Raw genomic sequence first — 20,187 nt, forward strand, 5'->3', positions numbered from 1 at the left:
TCTGCCGCCAAGTACTTAGTGAATTTAGGTGGTGAGCAGAGATAAAAAAGGCTAGCTGAGAGGCTAGCCTTTTTGGTTGAGACTTATGTCAATCGAGTTATTTTATCAGCGTGTCACTACCTACCACCACGCCTTGTCCCGCGTTTGCTGAGAAGGTGGCGACTTGTAGTTGAGCTTCATTGGTTGCAGCTTGAGCTTCAGAAGGTGAAATAGGGTTGCCTTCACCGTCAACAAGCTGTGGACCAATTACTGTACTGTGCTGGGCTTTTGAAACATCAGCATTGAAGCGGGCAATGTGTTTAACCTCTCCGTTAACACTATCGGTCAGTTCTGATAGGCCGAGTTGTTTAACCAGTGGCTCAGTCCCGCCGATACCGAATAGGCCGGTATCATTCGGTACGACACTGTCTCCTTCTGCCTGCATCACATAAACCGGACCGTTTACACCGCTTGCTAGGTTGTAGGGATCGACGGTATCCAATACGGTTTGGGCGGCATAGGCGAACGAGGTGAACGTGCTATCAATTTTGCCTTTGGTAGTATCGTCCAGGCTGTTATAGAACGTCGTGAAGCATGCGCCGCCATCTTCAGCACTGCCACAGGCTGCAACATATGCCGCTTCATCGGCACCAATAAGTAGTGAGTGCTTGATGGTCGGGCCAAAGGTTGCAGACTCAAGCAATAGAGATGGGATGCCGCCACCTGGGTTGGCAAATGCCCCTGAGGTGAAGTTAAACATCGCATCCGCAGCAGGTATGCCCATGTTGTCATTACCCAAGCGGTAAGTACCAATACCAGTGATCGCACCAAGTGAATGACCGAAGAAGCTGACATCCATGACGTTCAAGCTTGGGAAGTTAGGAAGGCCACTGCCAGCCATTACAGTGAGTGATGTGCGAAGGCCTAGGTCATCAATGATACTCTGGCGGATATTGTCACGGGCAACGTTCAGGTACTCCAGGTTCATGTAGACGTCTGCGGTTTCGCCTGTCGTCACAGTGCCGTCTTCAAGCGCGCGCTCACCGTGCAACGGATGGTCAATCGCGACAATAGCTTTAGGTGCTGCTGGTAAACCAATAGGAGCACCGGCATTAGCCATGCCAATATGCTGGGCACCAAATAGGTAAGCCGTTTCTTTAACCGACGTGATACCGTGCTGGTAAACGATAGCACCCGGTGTTGCGTTAGGCGGTAGGATCATCAGCACCGGTACTTGATCGACAGACTGGATTTGCGGTAGCGGGCTGTATTGGGTCACCAAACGCTCTTCATCTAGCTGCGAACCATCGGCAAGGGTGACTTTCAAACCAATTAGTTTGATGAACTCAGCACTGTCACCGGCAAGCAGCTTGGCAATATCGATACCGTCCAAAGAAGCCTGAACCGCAGCCTTATCAGCATCAGAGCCGTTGGTCATAACATTGCTGATTTTGGCCAGGCTAGGTACTGCACTTTGCCAAGGGGTCTTTTTCCATGCTTCATCTTCGGTGTTGCTGTTGAGGAAGTTCGGCAGACTGACAGTACCGGTGTAGATTTTGATTCCATTATCAATGTAGCCATCGGCTAAAGCATCAATAGTACTTTGGTCATTACCAACAAGTGTCTTTAATGTTGTATTGCTATCAAAGAAGGCTCTAATATCAGTAACTTCACTGATATTCATCTGGTATAAGCTGGTCAAATCCACATTATTTGGATTGGCTTCACCCTTCAGAATATCTTCAGCTTTACCGCCAGCCTGAACCGTACCTATTGTCTGGGCAATGATGGCTTTTGTGGTATCAAGCACATCACCGACAGAAGCGGTTGTGAACCAGCTTGAGTAGATGATTGACTCTGAATCGATGCCTTTTGCTGCTGCGATAGTGGCTTCTATTGCATGGGTGACTTTTTGCGCGTCAATAAGGTCACTGCTTGGTGGCTTAACGGTTGTTTTCAATGCAGCATATGATTCAGACATACCTACAGGTTCGCCTTCGCCATCGACCAAGGTGTCGGTTACCGCGAACATGTATTCAGATTTTGGATTCAGTGGATTTTTTGGGATAACGGTTAGGTTACCCTCTACGGTCACAACTGTGTAATCAAACCCATTTCGCAAAACCTTGACCACAGAAAGGTCGCCAGACAGTGGGCTGGTGGTCTCAATCAGGTGAAAGGCACCTTGTGCACTCACCATATTCAAATCGCCATCAAATGGCATGAGGATAGGCTGTGACACACTCCATCCATCTGTTTTACCCAGTGCGGTTAGTGGATCGGACAGATCAGTGTTGTAGTTATCGTCACCCACACTCCCTTCAGTGGAAAGTGTCCCATCAGTGCTGTCCATGGCCAAAAACGTTGGCAGGATAGGCGCCGTCAATACATCAAATTTGATTTTGGTATCGGCTTCTAGGCTTTTTACGATGTGATCTTCGTAGCTGACTTTATTTTCGACTTTGGCGTCGTTGCCGCAACCTGCCAGTGCCAACGAGGCTGCAATGCTTAGTGCTAAAATACTTTTTTTCATTATGGTGTTCCCTTAACTGAATTTATGTCTACCTAGCGGTTTAGAAGATGTAATTAATCTGCGCAGAGGTTAGGTACGCATCATTGGTGGCGTGGAATGTCTCGCCGCTTTCTTCGAAGCTATTGCTCTTGCCGTATAGGTAGGTAAAGCCAAAGTCGAACGTCATCTGGTTGCTGTAGTTGTAGGTAAAGCCAGCTGAATACCAGTAACGGTCGGTATCAGGGATACTTAGGGTTGACTTGCCTGCTTGCTCATCGAACGCAAAGCCGGCACGCAGGATCCAATCAGGGTTTAGGTTGTAAGTGGCACCAATGGAGTAGCGGAAGTTGTCATCATAATCTTCTTCTTTCAATAGGCACACATTGTCGACACATTGATCACTGGTCGCACGGAGCTCATCGAACTTGCTCCACTGTACCCACTGTACGCCGTAGTGCACCGCCCATTGGTTGTTGAGCTGATGGAAGCCGCCAAACTCAGCGATAGCTGGGGTGATCACGTTCAGTGATCCTGGTACGGTATCGCCAGCATTACCATCTTTTAGAAATGCACCGGTGTAGTCGGTGAAGTCACCATCAAACTTCAATTCAACTTCCGAACGGTAGCTCAGTCCGAATCGGTTGTCTTTGTTTACTTCATAAAGGAAACCGATGTTCCAGCCCCATTCCCAAGTATCCCCTTCTAGTTTTAGGAAATCTGCGCTTGGGTTTGATGGGTTCAGGCCACCATAATGGCGAAGTAGTTCGGCATCGGCATAAACCAGATTAACCCCTGCACCAATACTGAAATTCTCGTTAATACGGTAAGCAATATTCGGGTTGAGGTTCAGGGTCAGAAGGTCAGTTGTACCGGCATCGGTGCCATAGTGGAAATCAGAAGGGTATTCGGTGGCAAAACCGTAGTTGGTAAACATCGCCAAGCCCCAAGCAAACTGATCGTTGATGGGTTGAATGAAATAGCCAGCAGGTACCACGGCGGTTGGCGCAACATCTTTGGCTGTTTCACCGATAGTTTGCGCCTCGATATCGATTTGTGGGTCGATATAAGAGATTGCACCGGAAAACTGCATCCGGTCGAACATCGTCATCGCTGCTGGGTTACGAGCAAGTACCGATGCATTGTCTGCGACTGCTACTTCCCCAGAGAAAGCGCGCCCAAGGCCGGAGGCAGAATGTTCGTTAACTTGGAAGCCGGCGGAATGAGCATTGATACTGAGTAGCGCTGCGGATACGGCGAGAGCCGTTAGAGTAATTTTCTTAGTCATTATTATACGTGCCTTTTATGAATGGTTACTTCTTGTTCTTCGATCCATGAATGAAAAACGCAAAAAGGTGTTACTGAACCACGGGGTTTCGGAAGGGGCCCTTGACGACAGGGGAACAGCATAATTGTTCACACGAAGGGACACATAAACGATAAATAGCCAGGGGTTATCGTTCATGTGGTGATACCACTTGAAACAATATGAAACAGTTGGGGCAGTATAAAACGGGAATTTAGAATTGTTAACCTAGTGTAACGCATTGTTTTTGAAAAACATGTCTAATTGAGCAATGTTTAATTAGGTTGTGTTTAAAACAATCGCTTGAAACTGTGACATTGTTTGAATGGAAGTGTGACCAAGCCCATATTTAAAGGGCTTGGTCGGAGGTCTGATGAGTTTGTCTTGTTTGAATTATTCGGCGGCGGCGCTATCGTCTGTTTGACTTTCTAGCAGTGGCCAACCGCCCAATTTTTTCCATTTGTTAACAATCTCACAAAATAACTCAGCCGTTCTTTCGGTATCGTATAGTGCGGAATGGGCTTCTTTGTTATCAAATGCGATCCCGGCAGTGGCACAGGCTTTGGCTAATACGGTCTGTCCGAACGCCAAACCGCTCAATGCGGCGGTGTCGAATGTCGCAAATGGGTGGAATGGGTTGCGCTTTAACTTCGCGCGCTCTGAAGCCGCCATGACAAAGCTGTGGTCGAAGTTAGCATTATGGGCCACCATGATGGCACGAGAGCAGCCTTGTGCTTTTTGTTCTTTGCGGATCTGCTTGTAGATTTCCTTCAGGGCCGCTTCTTCCGATACCGCACCACGTAGTGGGCTGAACGGGTCGCGAATACCGTTGAACTCCAAGGCTTCTTTGTGAATGACTGCGCCTTCGAACGGGGCGACGTGGAAGTGCAGGGTCGTCGCCGGCTTCAGCCAACCATCTTCATCCATCTGAAGTGTGACGGCACAGATCTCAAGCAATGCATCTGTCTTGGCACTGAAGCCTGCAGTTTCTACGTCAATGACGACTGGGAAGTAGCCGCGAAAGCGACTTTTCAAAGTATTTAGTTCGTTATCTTGGCTCATAAACCGGCAAATCAATGTAAAATAGTCGGCCATTATGTCAGATTCGATGGTTGAGCTAAACCTTTCCCTGTCCTGATGCATAATCGTGCAACAGAAAAGGCGGGTTACTGGGTATAAAGTTTTTTCGTTATTTTCCGATACAATAACGAGCCGAAAATTTATCTCGCACGAACAGTCAGTGTGAAGGGCAGGACAGCAGCAATGGGTGGAAAAATGGCTATCTCGAAAATTCAATATTGCACAATGGCATCACTGCTCGGCATGGTGATGGCTAGTGCAGCGAGCGCTGCACCTGTTTATGTCGCCCAGCCGTCACAGTCGACGTGGAAAGTGGCGGTAGATACTCCGCTTGAATGCCGGATGCTTCATACGATTCCTAATTATGGTGAGGCCCAATTTACGTCGAAAGCCAGTAAGAAAATCAACCTCGATTTCGAATTGAAGATGCGCCGGCCGATGGGGGAGACTCGCAATGTTAATCTTGTCTCGATGCCACCGCGATGGATGCCGGGAGATGCGGCACAGCCGATCACCAACCTGACTTTCTTCAAACAGTTTGACGGCTATGTGGGGGGGCAAACGGCTTGGGTCATATTATCTGAGCTGGAAGCAGGGCGTTACCCAACGTTTAGTTATCAGGACTGGCAGCAACGAAACAAGCGTATTGATGTAGCGTTGTCGGCGGTTACCTTCCGTCCGGCTTATGTTCAGTTCAGCCAGTGCCTGGATAATTTGCTACCTTACAGCTTTGAAGATATCGCGTTTACGGTGCTGCATTATGATCAGGGTAGCGATCAACTCAATAAAGCTTCGCAGCAACGTCTGGCCCAGATTTCTGACTTTGTTCGTTACAGTGATGATGTCGATTTGGTTTTGGTTGCAGCGTATACCGATGGGCAAGGTGGTAAAACGGAAAACCAGGCCTTGTCTGAGCGCCGTGCTGAACGTCTTGAAGAGTATTTCATGGCGATGGGCCTTCCGGAAGATAGAATTCAGGTCGAAGCCTACGGCGAGCGCCGTCCTGTTGCAGACAACAGCACGCCAATTGGCCGCAATAAAAACCGCCGGGTTGTGATATCACTAGGGCGTACGATTATCTAGAAATCGGTTAATTTGCGCCTATATTCGCGAAAATTGATTCCTTGGCTAACTTTATAGGGTGTAGTCGAACATAGGTCGTTCACAATGAAATCGTTGCTGTGTATTGGTCTCTTTGTTACTTCTCCTTTTATGGTGCTGAATGCTGTAGCTCAGGACTGTGGCCCTATCACCAAAGTTGATGGTGTACCCTATGAAGTGAAGGCGGAGAAAGCCCAAACGATGGGATTAAACCGGGCAGAATCATTTACCGTTTACACGGTTTCGGGAAAAGCCAAGTTAGATCAGTTGGTGTACAGTAAGATCAAAGAGAAAAATCTTGAATATTACTCTGTTGCCTATGTGGTTCCACGTAGTTACGACAGCAATTACCAAGCGATAGTGACAGGCTATTACAATAAAGTTGAGTAGCTGAATTTCTTGAAAAAGGTGGCTCTGCCACCTTTTTTTATGTCTCTTACCTACCTTCCAGTCTTATTTTTGAAGCGAAGGCCTTGCTTTCAACAGACTAAATTTATTGGGAATAATAACTAAGCAAGGTAGTGGCTATGAAAAGTATATTATGGATCATGCTGTTTGGTGCTGGCTCGGTTTTTGCCGCTAATGATGTGGTTGTAGATAGTGATGTCACTAAATTAGAAAGTGAATTATCCGCAGAAGTGAAATCACAGCGTATTACCCACGATCAAGCTGAAGAGATGGATCTTAACCGAGCTGAAACGTATGAAGTGACCAGTACGGTGAGTGTCGATAATTTGGAAATGCAGATTTCTGAAAAACTGAAAGACAGTATCATGCCTTATTACTCAATCGAGTATAACGATCCGACCAGTGATGATGAAAGTTTTACGGCAGTCGTTACAGAGTATTTCGGTAAGGTTGAATAGCAGCAATCGTTCCAGAATTTGATCGAAATCGCCCGCATGAGCGGGCGTTTTTATTTTAGTGAAGCTGGGATTCGATGTGCGCCTTTAGAGGCAGCCATTCGATGGGGTGCCGAGCCGGTTTTCCGCAATAAATAGGGTTGAAAAAGACTTTTAGGTTCCCTTCTTCATTGCGTGCCTCAATGCGAGCAAAATCCCCCTCTGATAACTCAAAGATAAATTCCGCTTCACTGTTTTCAACACATGTGGCGATCTTGCCATTGATCATCAGTTGCCATTTTACGCTCTCTTGGCAGGCACCGCTGAAGAGGATTGGATAGTGGGCATCGACGGCTTGACCCCAAAGCACAGGCTTTCCCGTTTGCTGTTGTGAAATCTGGTACTCAACCTCACAGTCTTTGGTGATAAAACTATGCCCTAGTTTAAGTGCCGTTGTCACCGAGGCCGAGCTTAATGAGTTAGCCTGAAAGTGTGTAATGGGTTTGCCCGGCCGGATATATTCCGATCTGACTTTGGCGTGGAAATCACTGCCGCCGACCGCAAAAAGTCGGTAACCGCGGCTCCACAGCTCGTCAAAGGCTTTGACGCTTTTGGCATCATCGATGCTCAGTTTGCCTTCGCGATAAGGGCGGCAGACCTCGATGGTGTCGAACAGGGTAATATCGAAATTATATCTTGCCCCTGTGTGCGGGTTGAATGGGTGGTTGAGAGAAACCAGTGCACCTTGCTCCTTGGCTGCCTTGATACACAGCTCTGCGGCTTCATGGACTGTTTTGGCCTGCTTGGTGAGCGAATGAATGTCCAGCGGCTGGGTTAAACCAATGAAGTTAATATGGCCATTATCATCCAAGGTCAGTTCCATGGAGTGCGTCGGTAGCTTGTCATCACGCAGTGAACGAACGGCAAGGTTATGATCCGTGATGGTATAGAAATCCAAGCCACTTTGGTTGCACAGTTCATCAAGGTGTTCCAACGACTCGTTGCCATCGGAGACATGAGTGTGCAGATGGAAATCACCCTTGTACCATCTTGGCGCACTGCTCGTTGCTGCACTTGCAGTCGATGTAAAATCAAATGCCATGTTCGTACTGTTGACATGGATCTCACCTTGATGAAGAGCAATCAAGCCATTCCCATTGAGAGGATGAAAATGGGTGACCACTAGCTTCCAAAGACCTGACTCTTCAAGCAAAGGCAAATGGAAATACGCCAATTTGGACTTGAAGGTTAGCGAGCTGACAAATAGGCCTGATGGCGAGTAGATGCTGACAAGGACGTGCTCGAATGGTACGTCTACCAGCTGAATGTTCAGTGGATGATCAGCATTGGCGACAAAGTGATATGTCATCGATTTTGGCGAGTATGGATCAAGGTTATTTCTGACCGTTTCTGGATCATTAAACTGAACATTGATTGTGAGCGGTAAGATAACGGGTGTTACGGTATTCACTGAGATATCCATATGTATTTCAAGCTAATTTAAAAAGTCCGATTAGTTAAATGTACTTTTCTTGTCATTGAACATGATGCGGATATACAAGGCACCGACAATCGATGATATCGCAAAAATAATGACTGACAGTGCTGCTGCCCTTGAATAGTCCTGGTAGACAGAGAACTCTTGGAACAAGTTGACCCCGAGCATCTTCACGGCATTTTCACCCATCAAGAATGGGGTGGTGAATGCGCCCATGGTGCTGATAAACACGAAAGTAGCTGCAAGATAAATTGTGGTTTTGATATGCGGGATCACTATCTTGAGTAATATATCGAGGTTCCTGAGGCCGATGTCCTTACCGGAATCAATCTGGTTGTTGCTGATTTTGTAGAGTGCACTCATGATCAGCAAGGTGGCAAAGGGGATATTGAACCACAGGTTCATGATAATAATCCCTGTATCGGTGTGTAGTAGTTGCGGCAGAAAACGTTCGCCGGTCAGCTGATAACTGATACGGGTCAGGCCTCCACCGTTGCGGATCACCGACATAAAGGCAAATACTGCGATCACTCCCGGAACAAATTTTGGCAACAGAATAATTTTTCCGATCCAAAAAGCATTTTTAGATGAGGTAAACCTCAAGTAAACCGATAGTATCAGTGAGAACAGCACGGTCAGTGCCACAGTCCATAGCACAATAGAAATGGTGTACTTGATATTGGTTTGAACGTTAGTGTCTGTCAGCAGGCTGATATAGACATTAAAGTTATAACCGCCAGCCCCATCAGAGAGGCTGGTAACAAAAGAAGAAAATACGGGGTAGGCAACAAAGCACAATAAAATTGCCATCGCTGGCATCATTAGACTTATTCCCAGTACTGCTTGTTTGTCAAATTTACTCACGAGTTTATTCATTGCCACTTACCCCATTTTCAATTACTTGCTTAGCGCGGCAACTTTATTTGCCCACTGGCGTTTCAGTTGGTTTTCTAGGTTACCCAGTGTGTAAGTGCGGTATTCACTGACTTCTAGGCCACTAAGTGAATTAACCACGTCATCATCTAGCTCTGCATTGGCAATAACAGGGATAGCTTTCTGCTCTTTTACGAACAGGTTCTGTGCTTTAGATGAAACCACGTAATCAACAAATTTCTTCGCCGCATCTTTGTTGTTTGAACTCTCAGGGATAGCTAGGGATATCAAGCTCCCGGTGAATGCGGGTTCAAGCTGGGTGATCGCGATAGAGTCAGGGATCAAGCCACGAGACTTCTGATCCAGTACCATGTCAGCCCACATCGGGGTCATGTCTATTTCGCCAATTGCGAGAAGATCAAGCGCACCTTGGTTCTTGAACGGGTAATGAACACGGTTGGCCGTTTGGTACATGAAAGGGTGAAGCTCTTCCAGTAGCTCAAAGCCATCAGACCATTGTTGTGACCATTTATCGTCACTTGACGTCATCGCTTCTTGTGGCAGGGTGTTGTACACCGAGCTCACAAGGAATGAGTCACATGCTCCACCGGTACCTGGCTCACAGTAGGCAAAGCGTTGTGGGTTGTTTTTGATCCACTCTACCAACTCGGCAGATGTTGTTGGGACGTTTTTCACATCATCCTGATTGTAGGCCAACACTACGGTGGTTCCGCGGTAAGGGATAGAATAGCCTTGTGAGTCTGCGTTATCCGCAATGACGTTTTTCAGGTTTGGAATAGACGCTTCATCCAATTTCTCAAGCGCTTCAACGCCAGCTTGTGAAATGATATTGGTGAGCTCAGATTGAGAGACTTCCAGCAGGTCGATACCAGAGTTGCGACCGGCTTTATGAGAAGCAATCAGGCGGTCAGCCCCAACCATGCCACCGGTACCTGAAGGCAAGAACTCAAGGTTGACCTTGATCGTTGGGTGGCTTTTTTCGAAATCTTGGATCACTTTGTCCCAAGTCGATTTAACGTTGTCAGAACCACCTGAATAAAGGTTGATGGTTTCAACCGTACTTGCAAACGAGGCACCAGAAGCTAACAGGCTGATAGCGACAGCCAGACGAGAAACGGTAGATTTCATCGCAGTATTCCTTTAGATATCGATTAAATAGACATTGAGTTATTGATTTTCAAACCAACGGTTTCATTGGCTTGGATATGTGGGTATTCGTTGGAGGTCATTGCTACACGAATTTCGCCATATTGGGTGTCGAGAATTAGCTTGGAGTACAAGCCGAATGACATTTTCGACTGCACTGTACCGGTGAAGTCATAATTGTCCTGTGCGACTGAAATGTGCTCGGGTCTGAATGCAATGGTTTCAGCTCCCTTTTCAATGAAGTTCATTTCACCGATGAATTCAGCAACAAAGCGCGTTTGTGGCTGGTGGTAGATTTCATCAGGTGTACCAATCTGTTCGATGCGGCCCTTGTTCATGACGATAATGCGATCAGACAGGCTGAGGGCTTCTTCTTGATCGTGGGTAACAAATAGAATCGTGATCCCCAATTGATGCTGGATCTTACGTAGCTCTTCACGCATATAGCGGCGGATCTTGGCATCAAGTGCCGAGAAGGGTTCATCCATCAACAAGACTTTTGGCTTTAGCAGAAGCGAACGGGCAATCGCGACACGTTGTTGCTGGCCACCTGAAAGCTGATCGGGATATTTGTCTATGTGATCGTCCATTTTGAGGATCTCAAGCATCTCGCGAACTTGGGCTTTTATCGCCTGTTTATCGACTTTACGGAGCTTGAGGCCCAGTGCGAGGTTCTCAAACACCGTCATGTGTGGCCACAGGTTATAGCCTTGGAATACCATAGAGGTTGGGCGCTCGTCTGGGCTTAGCGATGAGATATCATTGCCATCAAGACATACTTCGCCCGAATCGATATCATTGAAGCCACCAATGGCACGTAAAACCGTGGTTTTGCCGCAACCTGATGGGCCGAGTAAAGAGACGAGTTCACCGTCGCTAACATGGAAGTTGACGCCCTTGACGCCATCGCCACTTGGGAAAACTTTCTTTAATTCATGAACTTTCAACTTATGAGCCGGCATCTTACATCCCTTTACTTTCGAACATTGATTTAAACAGTACGCTGCGTTTTGCGATGAAATACACGGCGGTTAGCAGGAGAATGATAGGTACGATATACACCATGGCGAATGCCGCTGCGGCTGGCATTGGGGTATCGAAGATAACGCCATACATCGCTGTTGGTAGTGTTTTGTAATTTGGCATGCCGACCAATAGTGTCCCGGTAGATTCTTCTAAGGACTCTAGAAAGGTAAAAATCGTGGCAACAGCAATCCCCGGAGATGCCAGTGGCAGTGTGACCCACCAGAAGGTTTGCAAACGGCTTGCGCCAACATCACGGGCCGCTTCTTCTTGAGCCCGCTGAATGTTCTTGAATGCGGCACTGGTGATCCAGGTCATGATGGTTAGCGAGTTGATGATATGGATAATCATCACACCGGTTAGGGTACCGATAAGGTCGAACTTATAGAAAACGACACCGATGCTGATGTATAGGCCCATTTTCGGAAATGCATTCGACAGCAGGAATGAGAACAGGAAAAAGTGCTTGAAGGGGAACGACAAGCGAGCCAGTGCGTAGGCGGCTGGAATACATACCAGCAAGGATAAAGCGGTAGAGACAATGGCAATCATGTACGAGTTGTAAAAGGCACTCGTGACACCATCTCGTTCCATAATAAATTGAAACCAGCGTAGAGACATTTGCTCTGGGATATAGTTTCTCTCGAATGCATTGTATCGAAATGCTTCCATGACCATATTAGTCAGCGGACTAATAAAGAAAACAACAAATGATATAAGCAGCAATAGCTCTAACCAATTTGTATTCCTAACAAAGTAAAGTGACGCTCTGTAAAACTTCATCGTGCCAGACCAAATAAAAATGTCCGGCAATAGTGACGGTGAAGTATTTAATTTTTGCTACACCAGTGTTAAGAAAATATTCTCACGCCATGAAACGACTTAACTATTATTACTGTTTTATTTAATATTTAATTCGTGATGAATTTAAGTTGTTGTGTATGAAGGGTTTGGATGGTTGTTGCTTCTGGTTTTTGCTAGCTTTAATGTGCGTTTAGTTATGATAAAAATATTTTTATCATTTTCTGTTTTTTATGATGACCTGTATTTTACGGGTGAGCATTCTTATTTTATTAATCTATAGTTAATACTAAGAGTCTTGCTTTTTCTTTTTACGTTGTTTTTGCAATTATTCTGCAATATTGAAATACCCCAGTAAAATAGGAAAAGATAAATAAAAATAGGGTCAAGGGGAATTATAGTGTTGAAAATATTGCCAGTTTGGATAACTGGCAATATTTATAGTGAGTAGCATGAGAGGCTTTAAATCTCTGTTTTTTCTTTGTACTCACACAAATCTTCAATGATGCAGCTGCCACAACGCGGCTTTCGTGCCACACAGGTGTAACGACCATGTAGGATCAGCCAGTGGTGGACGTCCACCTTGAACTCTTTCGGAACGACTTTCAGCAGTTTTTCTTCTACCTGATCGACGTTTTTCCCCATAGCGAATTTAGTACGGTTCGACACACGGAATATATGGGTGTCGACAGCAATCGTCGGCCAGCCAAAGGCGGTATTGAGCACCACATTCGCCGTTTTGCGTCCAACCCCTGGAAGAGCTTCAAGCGCCTCACGGCTTTCAGGTACTTCGCCACCGTGTTTATCAAGCAAGATCTTACAGGTCTTGATGACATTCTCAGCCTTAGAGTTAAATAAACCGATGGTTTTGATGTATTCCTTGACGCCATCTACCCCTAAATTAAACATGGATTGCGGGGTATTGGCGACAGGGTAGAGCTTGTCAGTGGCTTTGTTGACACTGACATCGGTTGCTTGGGCAGAGAGCAATACTGCGATCAGCAATTCGAAAGGGGTGCTCCAGTTTAGTTCGGTTTCTGGGTGGGGATTCTCCGCACGTAATCGTTCCAGAATTTCGACGCGCTTTTGATTGTTCATACTTACTTCCAGCGATATAGCCAACATTGTTCTGCTGGTGATCCATCACCAGCAGTTTAAGATTATTTTAATTCGTTGTCGTGACGCGGGCACGCTCAATAACAGGCTTATCCTGCGTCTTGGCGGCTTTCTGTTCACGCTTGTTATCAATAACATTTTTCAGAGCAATCATAAAGCCTACACCAATGAAAGCACCTGGCGGTAGGATGGCAAGCAAGAAGCTACTGTCAAAGCTAAATACTTCGATACGTAGTGAGGCAGCCCAATCACCGAGTAGGCGGTCAGCTCCGTCAAACAGGGTACCGTTACCCAGAATTTCTCGCATCGCGCCCAAGACGACCAAGGCCGCGGTCATACCTAAGCCCATCCATAATCCGTCCAGTAGGGCTGGAATAGGATCATTCTTTGATGCAAAGGCTTCTGCGCGGCCGATAATAATACAGTTGGTCACAATCAGTGGGATGAAAATCCCCAGAGATTGATACAAGCCATAGGTAAAGGCGTTCATTAGCAACTGTACGCAAGTTACCAGTGAGGCAATGATCATCACAAACACCGGAATACGGATTTCCGACGGTACCCATTGCCTAACCAAAGAAACTATCAGGTTTGAGCCAACCAGAACGGCTGTGGTTGCCAACCCAAGGCCGAGGGCATTGGTCACAGTGGCTGAAACGGCAAGAAGCGGGCAAAGACCCAATAACTGGACAATTGCCGGGTTATTGTTCCACAAGCCATTTTTCATCAGTTCTTTATTCATCATCTTCATTCACCCTGACAGTTCAGTGGCTGTTCGAAAAGGCGCTGCTGGTTTGCTTGGTAATAGAGCGATACGTTTTTCACGGCACCTACGACCGCACGCGGGGTAATGGTCGCACCGGTAAACTGATCAAATTCGCCCCCATCTTTACGTACGGCCCAGCGGGGATCTTTCTCACCGTCTAGACGCTTACCAGTAAAGCTGTAAATCCAGTCGCTGATTCGGGTTTCGATTTTATCACCAAGCCCCGGGGTTTCATTATGGCTCAGGATCCGAACGCCGGTCACAGTACCCTCAAGGTTGAGCCCGACGATAAGCTTAATGGCACCACTGTAGCCATCGGGGGCAATCGCCTCGATAGCCATACCGACTTTCTTACCGTCTTTCTCTGCAATATAAGCAGGCATTGGGCTGTCGGTACCTAAATACTGTTCGCTGGTGATCAGGGTACAGCTTTTGTATAACTCATTATCATGGCTTTCTGCCGGGATAACCTGGTTGAGTACTTTGAGTAGCTCTTGTTGCTGCTGTTGCTCGATTTTCCCAGCGGTGAGCATATTGGTTACCGAGACTAAGCTGGTGGCCAAAATGGCAAAAATAGCCAGGGTGCCACCATTTTTCTTCATTGCATTGATCATGGTCGCTTCCTTAGTGGCCAAACGTACGTGGGCGGGTGTAGTAGTCAATCAGTGGTACGCACATGTTGGCAAGCAGCACACTGAAAGCCACCCCATCAGGGAAGCCACCAAAGGTGCGGATCAAAAACACTAATACACCAATCAAGGCACCGAAAATCAATCGGCCTTTGACTGTGGTCGCAGCAGAAACCGGATCGGTTGCGATGAAGAAGGCACCGAGCATAGTTGCCCCAGAGAATAGGTGGAATAGCGGCGAGGCCGTATTATCCGGGCTGATCATAAATGCCAAGGTGCTGATAACAAACAAGGCACCCAGCATACCAACGGGGATATGCCATTGGATCACGCGCATTTTCAGCATGATCAGGCCACCGAGCAAGAAGCCAAGGTTTACCCACTCCCAACCGATACCACCAATCAGGCCAAAGACCGGACCGGATAGGATTTCTGTTGCAGTATGACCCGTAGTCAGTGACGTTTTCAGGGTATCGAGTGGTGTGGCCATCGTCACACCGTCTACAGACATGCGAAGCTGGTGAACACTGAATCCATCTTGGGTGAAGCCCGTTAGGATAGCATTCATACTATCAACTAAAGTGACCGGCTCGGCAGCCAATGACTGTGGCGGCAGCCAAGTGGTCATTTGCAATGGGAACGAAATAAGCAGAACAACATAGGCGACCATCGCCGGGTTGAACAGGTTCTGTCCCAATCCGCCATAAAGATGCTTGGCGATAACAATCGCAAACAAGCAGCCGATCACGCTGATCCACCAAGGGGCCAAAGGCGGGATGGAAAGGCCAATTAAGACGCCAGTCAACAGTGCGCTATTATCGCGCAGATAAGGCATTAAAGGGCGCTGGCGTAATTTCAAAATGACCGCTTCGGTTGTGACACACAGTGTCGCAGCCAATGCGATCTGGAGCAGTACGCCCCAGCCAAAGAAGTACCACTGGGCGGCAACGCCCAATGTTGTACAAAGGATAACAGTGCGCATTAAGCTACGGGTGCTTCGGCGACTGTGGGCATGGGGAGAGCTTGCAATATTAAAAGCCACAGTTAGTTTTCCTCATTTTTTTCTTGTGCTTCTTTAGCGGCTTTGCGCGCTTTTGCACGGGCAACGGCAGCAGCGACAGCGGCTTTTTTCGGATCAACGTCAGCGTCGTCAGTTTGCTCAGGCTTAGCTTCTTCAGCAGGTGCTTCAGCTTGTGCCTGTTGGGCAGCCTTGCGGGCTTTGGCGCGAGCAACGGCAGCAGCGACAGCGGCTTTCTTCGGATCAACGTCAGCGTCGTCAGTTTGCTCAGGCTTAGCTTCTTCAGTAGGTGCTTCAGCTTGTGCCTGTTGGGCAGCCTTGCGGGCTTTGGCGCGAGCAACGGCAGCAGCGACAGCGGCTTTCTTCGGATCAACGTCAGCGTCGTCAGTTTGCTCTGGCCTAGCTTCTTCAGCAGGTGCTTCAGCTTGTGCTTGCTGGGCAGCCTTGCGGGCTTTGGCGCGGGCAACAGCTGCTGCGACAGCAGCTTTCTTCGGATCAACGTCAGCGTCGTCAGTTTGCTCTGGCCTAGCTTCTTCAGCAGGTGCTTCAGCTTGTGCCTGTTGGGCAGCCTTGCGGGCTTTGGCGCGAGCAACGGCAGCAGCAACCGCGGCTTTCTTCGGATCAACGTCAGCGTCGTCAGTTTGCACTGGCTTAGCTTCTTCAGCAGGTGCTTCAGCTTGTGTTTGCTGGGCAGCCTTGCGGGCTTTGGCCCGGGCGACGGCAGCAGCAACAGCGGCTTTCTTCGGATTTGCGTCAGTTTGTGTTGTGGTTTCAGCTGGTTGCTCAGGTTCACCGCCTGATTGCTGTGCGGCTTTACGCGCTTTAGCACGAGCTATAGCGGCAGCAACAGCGGCTTTCTTCGGATCCGCATCAGTCGCTGCCGGTGCTTGGGCTGCTTTACGGGCTTTAGCACGGGCAATTGCTGCTGCAACGGCATCTTTTTTACTGTCAGCCGGCTGGCTGGAAGCTGTCTCAGAAGTACTTTCAGTCGCATCTGCTTGTGAGGCTAGCTTGGCTGACTTGCGTTCTCGGGCCTGACGCTTACGCTCTTCACGCAGTTTTGCCATCTCACTGCTGTCAGGCACAGCGCTGGTGATCTTAGGTGCTGCGTTACCAGCATTCGCGGCTTCTGCTTGCTTGGCCTTAGCACGGGCAATAGCTGCAGCAACAGCGGGTTTTTTATCAGCGGTTTCTGTGGTTGCCGCAGCTTGTTTCGCTTTGACGCGGGCAATGGCAGCAGCAACGGCGTCATCACCGCCTTTCGCGGCCATATCTTTGCGGCGGTCTTCGGCAGCTTTCTTGAAGCGGTTTTCACGGGCCGCTTTATCACGTTCGAATCGCGCTTGCTTGGCTTCAAAGCGCTGCTTCGCGCGTTCAGCATTTGCGGCTTCTTGCTGGTTAGCCCAAATTTCGGCTTTGGCCTTGCGATAATAGTTAACCAGTGGAATTTCACTAGGACAAACGTAGGCACAGGCACCGCATTCGATACAATCGAACAGGTTGTACTCTTCACATTTATCGTAGTCTTTATCCTTGGCATACCATTGCAACTGTTGTGGCAGCAGTGATGTCGGGCAAGCATCGGCACAGGCACTACAGCGGATACATGCCATTTCATGGGTATGAAGTGGCAGCTCGCGACGTTTTGGCGTCAGAATACAGTTGGTGATCTTGGTGATCGGGACATGGGCATGCGGTAGGGTGAAGCCCATCAAAGAGCCACCGATAATGACCCGAGGGTATTTCCTATCTGGCTTATAACCAAAGTTATCGAGCAGGAAGGAAATCGGTGTACCTAGGCGTGCAAACACATTGCCGCGCTGTTTGAATGCTTCACCGGTTAGGGTAACGACACGCTCGATCAATGGCTCGCCGTCTATAATGGCTCGCTTGACAGCAAAGGCCGTCCCGACGTTTTGTACCACGACACCGACAGCGGATGAGCGTGATTGACTCGGTACTTCACGGCCGGTAAGCACTTTAACCAGCTGCTTGGAGCTACCGGAAGGGTATTTGGTCGGTATCACTCGGATAATAATGTTGTCTTCTGGCGAGACGCATTGTTCAAGCGCTTTGATCGCATCCGGTTTGTTATCTTCAATACCGATCAAGGTGAGTTTTGGCTTGACGATATGACGGAGGATCCGCACACCTTCGATCACTTCTGCTGCATAGTCCTGCATCAAGCGGTCATCGGCAGTAATGTACGGTTCACACTCGGCTGCATTAATGATCAGAATATCGGCCAGACCTAAGCTACCTTGCAGCTTACGACCGGTTGGGAAACCTGCGCCGCCAAGGCCGGCAATCCCGCTCAGGCGGATCGCATCGATCAGCTCTGCAGGTTCAAGTGATTCGTAGTCGGCAATCTTGTGCTGTGATCCCCATAGATCTTCGCCATCGCTCTTGATAACAATACTTAAATCGCTCAGGCCAGAAGGGTGAGCAGTGGTTCTCTGTTCTATCGCCGTCACGGTACCAGATGTCGGGGCATGAATAGGTACACACATACTCATGTCACTTTTGGTTAGTGGCTGGCCCTTTAGTACTTTGTCGCCGACACTGACGAGGATCTCGCCCTTGGTCCCGATGTGCTGCTTGAGCGGCAGCACCAGTTCGTCTGGGATGCCGGCAGGTGTAATTGCAGTGCGGTTTGACAGTGTTTTATTTTCGGATGGGTGAATACCGCCTGGGAAGTCCCACAGCTGACCCTGCTTGATTTGTTCAATAATAGACAGCATGTTACTTCACCGTACTTTCAGTGTTATCTACTGGAATGTTTACCACTGGGATCTGGTTTAAATCCCACTTCCAGTTTTCTGTCGTTGTTTCTAGCGGTACCATTTCAATACAGTCGGTTGGACAAGGTGCAACACAAAGATCACACCCGGTACATTCATCCTTAATGACGGTATGAAGCGCTTTAGTGCCACCGACAATGGCATCAACAGGGCAAGCCTGGATGCACTTGGTACAGCCAATACACATGTCTTCATGGATGAAGGCCACTTTCTTGATGCTTCTCTCAGCATCATGGGCCGACTCTTGAGCTTCAACGCCCATCAAGTCTGCCAGTTTCTCGATCGCTTGTTGGCCACCAGGCGGGCACTTGTTTATGGCATCACCATTGGCGATGGCTTCGGCATAAGGGCGACAGCCTGGGTAGCCACACTGGCCGCATTGTGTCTGCGGTAAAATCGCATCAATTTGCTCGACGATAGGATCGGCTTCGACTTTGAATCGGATCGAGGCAAAGCCCAAAACAAGGCCGAAAATAGCTGCCAGGGCTGCAATAGCAATCACAGCAATGATTAATCCACTCATGTTACAGTTTCACCAATCCAGTAAAGCCCATAAAGGCAAGTGACATCAGGCCTGCTGTGATCATGGCAATCGAAGCACCTTTAAACGGAGCGGGTACATCTGCGGCAGCAATCCGCTCACGCATCGAAGCGAACAGGATAAGTACCAGAGAGAAACCAGCAGCCGCACCGAAACCATACACAACCGATTCAATAAAGTTGTGGCGCTCATTGATGTTGAGCAGGGCAACACCTAAAACGGCACAGTTTGATGTTATCAGTGGTAGGAAGATGCCGAGAAGGCGGTAAAGGGTTGGGCTTGTTTTGTGAACCACCATCTCAGTGAACTGCACGACGACCGCAATCACAAGGATAAAGCTCAGAGTTCTGAGGTATTGGATCCCCAGAGGTACAAGAATATAGGTTTCGACTAAGTAAGCACACACTGACGCAAGTGTGAGTACAAAAGTCGTAGCAAGGCCCATCCCAATGGCTGTTTCCAGTTTTTTGGAAACCCCCATGAAGGGACAAAGTCCTAAAAATTTAACCAGTACAAAGTTGTTGACCAACACTGTACCTACGAGAAGGAGTAGGTATTCAGTCATACCGCATAATACTATTTGCAAAAGATCTTTATATTATCTTCCTTTGTTGCACCTATAACAACTCCCCAGAAGCAGGGTTTTTCCACTTCGACGACCTTTTCGCCATTCATTGCTGCAAAGTTAATGCAAGATTATGTGTTATTAACATTTCAGTGGATGATTTTATAACCCAGCGACTTGAAGTCACTGGGGGTTAGGCTCGTTAATTTTTGAGTGACTTGAACGGTTGGTCAGAATCGGGATGAAATGACCTCTAGTTCATTGCTGGTTGGTTTATGCACGCTTAATCTTTTGTACGCAGAAATTTCATGCATTAGTCATTTTACTGTCTAAAAAAGGCTTGATTTCCACCAGCCCAGTCAGCACAAGGGTTTAGCTTAGTTATCCACGGAAACTGTGGATAAGTGTGTTAATTGATCCTTGGGAACTAGGGGTTGAGTTCATCTCTATGCCGTTGCGGTTAAAATGTGAGCAAAATCGGATATGCAATAAACCACTGTTATAGGGGGAGTGGCAGAGGGGAATAATGTGCTGGTAGAAAAAGTTAGAGTGATTACTTTAGCTGAAATGTA

General features: G+C 47.9%; 18 protein-coding genes. 3 read left to right on the forward strand and 15 right to left on the reverse strand.

All coding sequences use genetic code 11. From position 1 onward, the window contains the following. Window positions 1–97: 97 nt before the first annotated feature. The 3 genes from L4D79_RS19875 to rnt form a co-directional block, all read right to left on the reverse strand. On the reverse strand, window positions 98–2,512 hold the full coding sequence (locus L4D79_RS19875) for a VolA/Pla-1 family phospholipase (protein WP_428653551.1): 2,415 nt from the start codon (window positions 2,510–2,512) through the stop codon (window positions 98–100). 40 nt (window positions 2,513–2,552) lie between these two features. Further along, window positions 2,553–3,776, reverse strand: a complete 1,224-nt coding sequence (locus L4D79_RS19880) for an outer membrane protein transport protein (RefSeq protein WP_428653553.1) — start codon at window positions 3,774–3,776, stop codon at window positions 2,553–2,555. Window positions 3,777–4,187: 411 nt separating this feature from the next. Then, window positions 4,188–4,856 carry a ribonuclease T gene (gene rnt / locus L4D79_RS19885; RefSeq protein WP_428653556.1) on the reverse strand — a complete coding sequence of 223 codons (669 nt, stop codon included), beginning with the start codon at window positions 4,854–4,856 and terminating at the stop codon, window positions 4,188–4,190. 243 nt (window positions 4,857–5,099) lie between these two features. On the opposite strand from rnt, the gene motY reads away from it, so the two are divergent. From motY to L4D79_RS19900, 3 genes are all read left to right on the forward strand, one after another. Beyond that, complete coding sequence (gene motY / locus L4D79_RS19890; RefSeq protein ID WP_428653624.1) at window positions 5,100–5,957, forward strand: flagellar protein MotY; 858 nt, start codon at window positions 5,100–5,102, stop codon at window positions 5,955–5,957. 84 nt (window positions 5,958–6,041) lie between these two features. Further along, a complete protein-coding gene (locus L4D79_RS19895) occupies window positions 6,042–6,365 on the forward strand; it encodes a hypothetical protein (protein WP_428653558.1) in 324 nt (107 codons plus the stop codon). A 137-nt stretch (window positions 6,366–6,502) separates the two neighbouring features. Continuing rightward, on the forward strand, window positions 6,503–6,841 hold the full coding sequence (locus L4D79_RS19900; protein WP_428653560.1) for a hypothetical protein: 339 nt from the start codon (window positions 6,503–6,505) through the stop codon (window positions 6,839–6,841). Between the two features lie 55 nt (window positions 6,842–6,896). On the opposite strand, the gene L4D79_RS19905 is transcribed toward L4D79_RS19900, so the two are convergent. The 12 genes from L4D79_RS19905 to rsxA all read right to left on the reverse strand — a co-directional run bounded on the left by L4D79_RS19905 (window position 6,897) and on the right by rsxA (window position 19,615). Then, a complete protein-coding gene (locus L4D79_RS19905; RefSeq protein ID WP_428653563.1) occupies window positions 6,897–8,288 on the reverse strand; it encodes a CehA/McbA family metallohydrolase in 1,392 nt (463 codons plus the stop codon). A gap of 42 nt (window positions 8,289–8,330) precedes the next feature. Beyond that, complete coding sequence (locus L4D79_RS19910; RefSeq protein ID WP_428653565.1) at window positions 8,331–9,191, reverse strand: ABC transporter permease; 861 nt, start codon at window positions 9,189–9,191, stop codon at window positions 8,331–8,333. A 21-nt stretch (window positions 9,192–9,212) separates the two neighbouring features. After that, entirely contained in the window at window positions 9,213–10,337 is a 1,125-nt protein-coding gene (locus L4D79_RS19915) for an extracellular solute-binding protein (RefSeq protein WP_428653567.1), read from the reverse strand. Window positions 10,338–10,360: 23 nt separating this feature from the next. Beyond that, on the reverse strand, window positions 10,361–11,317 hold the full coding sequence (locus tag L4D79_RS19920) for an ABC transporter ATP-binding protein (RefSeq protein ID WP_428653569.1): 957 nt from the start codon (window positions 11,315–11,317) through the stop codon (window positions 10,361–10,363). Window position 11,318: 1 nt separating this feature from the next. Then, entirely contained in the window at window positions 11,319–12,161 is an 843-nt protein-coding gene (locus tag L4D79_RS19925; protein ID WP_428653571.1) for an ABC transporter permease, read from the reverse strand. A gap of 480 nt (window positions 12,162–12,641) precedes the next feature. Continuing rightward, the gene (gene nth / locus L4D79_RS19930) at window positions 12,642–13,277 is read right to left on the reverse strand and encodes an endonuclease III (protein ID WP_428653573.1); all 636 of its coding nucleotides are present in this window, start codon (window positions 13,275–13,277) and stop codon (window positions 12,642–12,644) included. Window positions 13,278–13,344: 67 nt separating this feature from the next. Continuing rightward, the gene (locus L4D79_RS19935) at window positions 13,345–14,040 is read right to left on the reverse strand and encodes an electron transport complex subunit E (protein ID WP_428653575.1); all 696 of its coding nucleotides are present in this window, start codon (window positions 14,038–14,040) and stop codon (window positions 13,345–13,347) included. Window positions 14,041–14,042: 2 nt separating this feature from the next. Next, a complete protein-coding gene (gene rsxG / locus L4D79_RS19940) occupies window positions 14,043–14,675 on the reverse strand; it encodes an electron transport complex subunit RsxG (protein WP_428653578.1) in 633 nt (210 codons plus the stop codon). 10 nt (window positions 14,676–14,685) lie between these two features. Continuing rightward, the gene (gene rsxD, locus L4D79_RS19945) at window positions 14,686–15,732 is read right to left on the reverse strand and encodes an electron transport complex subunit RsxD (protein ID WP_428653580.1); all 1,047 of its coding nucleotides are present in this window, start codon (window positions 15,730–15,732) and stop codon (window positions 14,686–14,688) included. 2 nt (window positions 15,733–15,734) lie between these two features. Further along, window positions 15,735–18,449, reverse strand: a complete 2,715-nt coding sequence (gene rsxC / locus L4D79_RS19950) for an electron transport complex subunit RsxC (RefSeq protein ID WP_428653582.1) — start codon at window positions 18,447–18,449, stop codon at window positions 15,735–15,737. 1 nt (window position 18,450) lies between these two features. Continuing rightward, on the reverse strand, window positions 18,451–19,032 hold the full coding sequence (gene rsxB / locus L4D79_RS19955) for an electron transport complex subunit RsxB (protein WP_428653585.1): 582 nt from the start codon (window positions 19,030–19,032) through the stop codon (window positions 18,451–18,453). Window position 19,033: 1 nt separating this feature from the next. Continuing rightward, window positions 19,034–19,615, reverse strand: coding sequence for an electron transport complex subunit RsxA (gene rsxA, locus L4D79_RS19960; protein ID WP_039456871.1), 582 nt, complete (start codon window positions 19,613–19,615; stop codon window positions 19,034–19,036). Window positions 19,616–20,187 lie beyond the last annotated feature (572 nt).

Source organism: Photobacterium satsumensis, from assembly GCF_050336935.1.
Classification (GTDB): domain Bacteria; phylum Pseudomonadota; class Gammaproteobacteria; order Enterobacterales; family Vibrionaceae; genus Photobacterium; species Photobacterium satsumensis.

Bases quoted from the DNA above. Each gene is read 5' to 3' on its own strand.
- rnt (WP_428653556.1), bottom strand. From the start codon at position 4,856: ATGAGCCAAGATAACGAACTAAATACTTTGAAAAGTCGCTTTCGCGGC.
- L4D79_RS19900 (WP_428653560.1), top strand. From the start codon at position 6,503: ATGAAAAGTATATTATGGATCATGCTGTTTGGTGCTGGCTCGGTTTTT.
- rsxA (WP_039456871.1), bottom strand. From the start codon at position 19,615: ATGACTGAATACCTACTCCTTCTCGTAGGTACAGTGTTGGTCAACAAC.
- L4D79_RS19925 (WP_428653571.1), bottom strand. From the start codon at position 12,161: ATGAAGTTTTACAGAGCGTCACTTTACTTTGTTAGGAATACAAATTGG.
- L4D79_RS19920 (WP_428653569.1), bottom strand. From the start codon at position 11,317: ATGCCGGCTCATAAGTTGAAAGTTCATGAATTAAAGAAAGTTTTCCCA.
- rsxC (WP_428653582.1), bottom strand. From the start codon at position 18,449: ATGCTGTCTATTATTGAACAAATCAAGCAGGGTCAGCTGTGGGACTTC.
- L4D79_RS19880 (WP_428653553.1), bottom strand. From the start codon at position 3,776: ATGACTAAGAAAATTACTCTAACGGCTCTCGCCGTATCCGCAGCGCTA.
- nth (WP_428653573.1), bottom strand. From the start codon at position 13,277: ATGAACAATCAAAAGCGCGTCGAAATTCTGGAACGATTACGTGCGGAG.
- L4D79_RS19915 (WP_428653567.1), bottom strand. From the start codon at position 10,337: ATGAAATCTACCGTTTCTCGTCTGGCTGTCGCTATCAGCCTGTTAGCT.
- L4D79_RS19875 (WP_428653551.1), bottom strand. From the start codon at position 2,512: ATGAAAAAAAGTATTTTAGCACTAAGCATTGCAGCCTCGTTGGCACTG.
- L4D79_RS19895 (WP_428653558.1), top strand. From the start codon at position 6,042: ATGAAATCGTTGCTGTGTATTGGTCTCTTTGTTACTTCTCCTTTTATG.
- rsxG (WP_428653578.1), bottom strand. From the start codon at position 14,675: ATGATCAATGCAATGAAGAAAAATGGTGGCACCCTGGCTATTTTTGCC.
- motY (WP_428653624.1), top strand. From the start codon at position 5,100: ATGGCATCACTGCTCGGCATGGTGATGGCTAGTGCAGCGAGCGCTGCA.
- rsxB (WP_428653585.1), bottom strand. From the start codon at position 19,032: ATGAGTGGATTAATCATTGCTGTGATTGCTATTGCAGCCCTGGCAGCT.
- L4D79_RS19910 (WP_428653565.1), bottom strand. From the start codon at position 9,191: ATGAATAAACTCGTGAGTAAATTTGACAAACAAGCAGTACTGGGAATA.
- L4D79_RS19935 (WP_428653575.1), bottom strand. From the start codon at position 14,040: ATGATGAATAAAGAACTGATGAAAAATGGCTTGTGGAACAATAACCCG.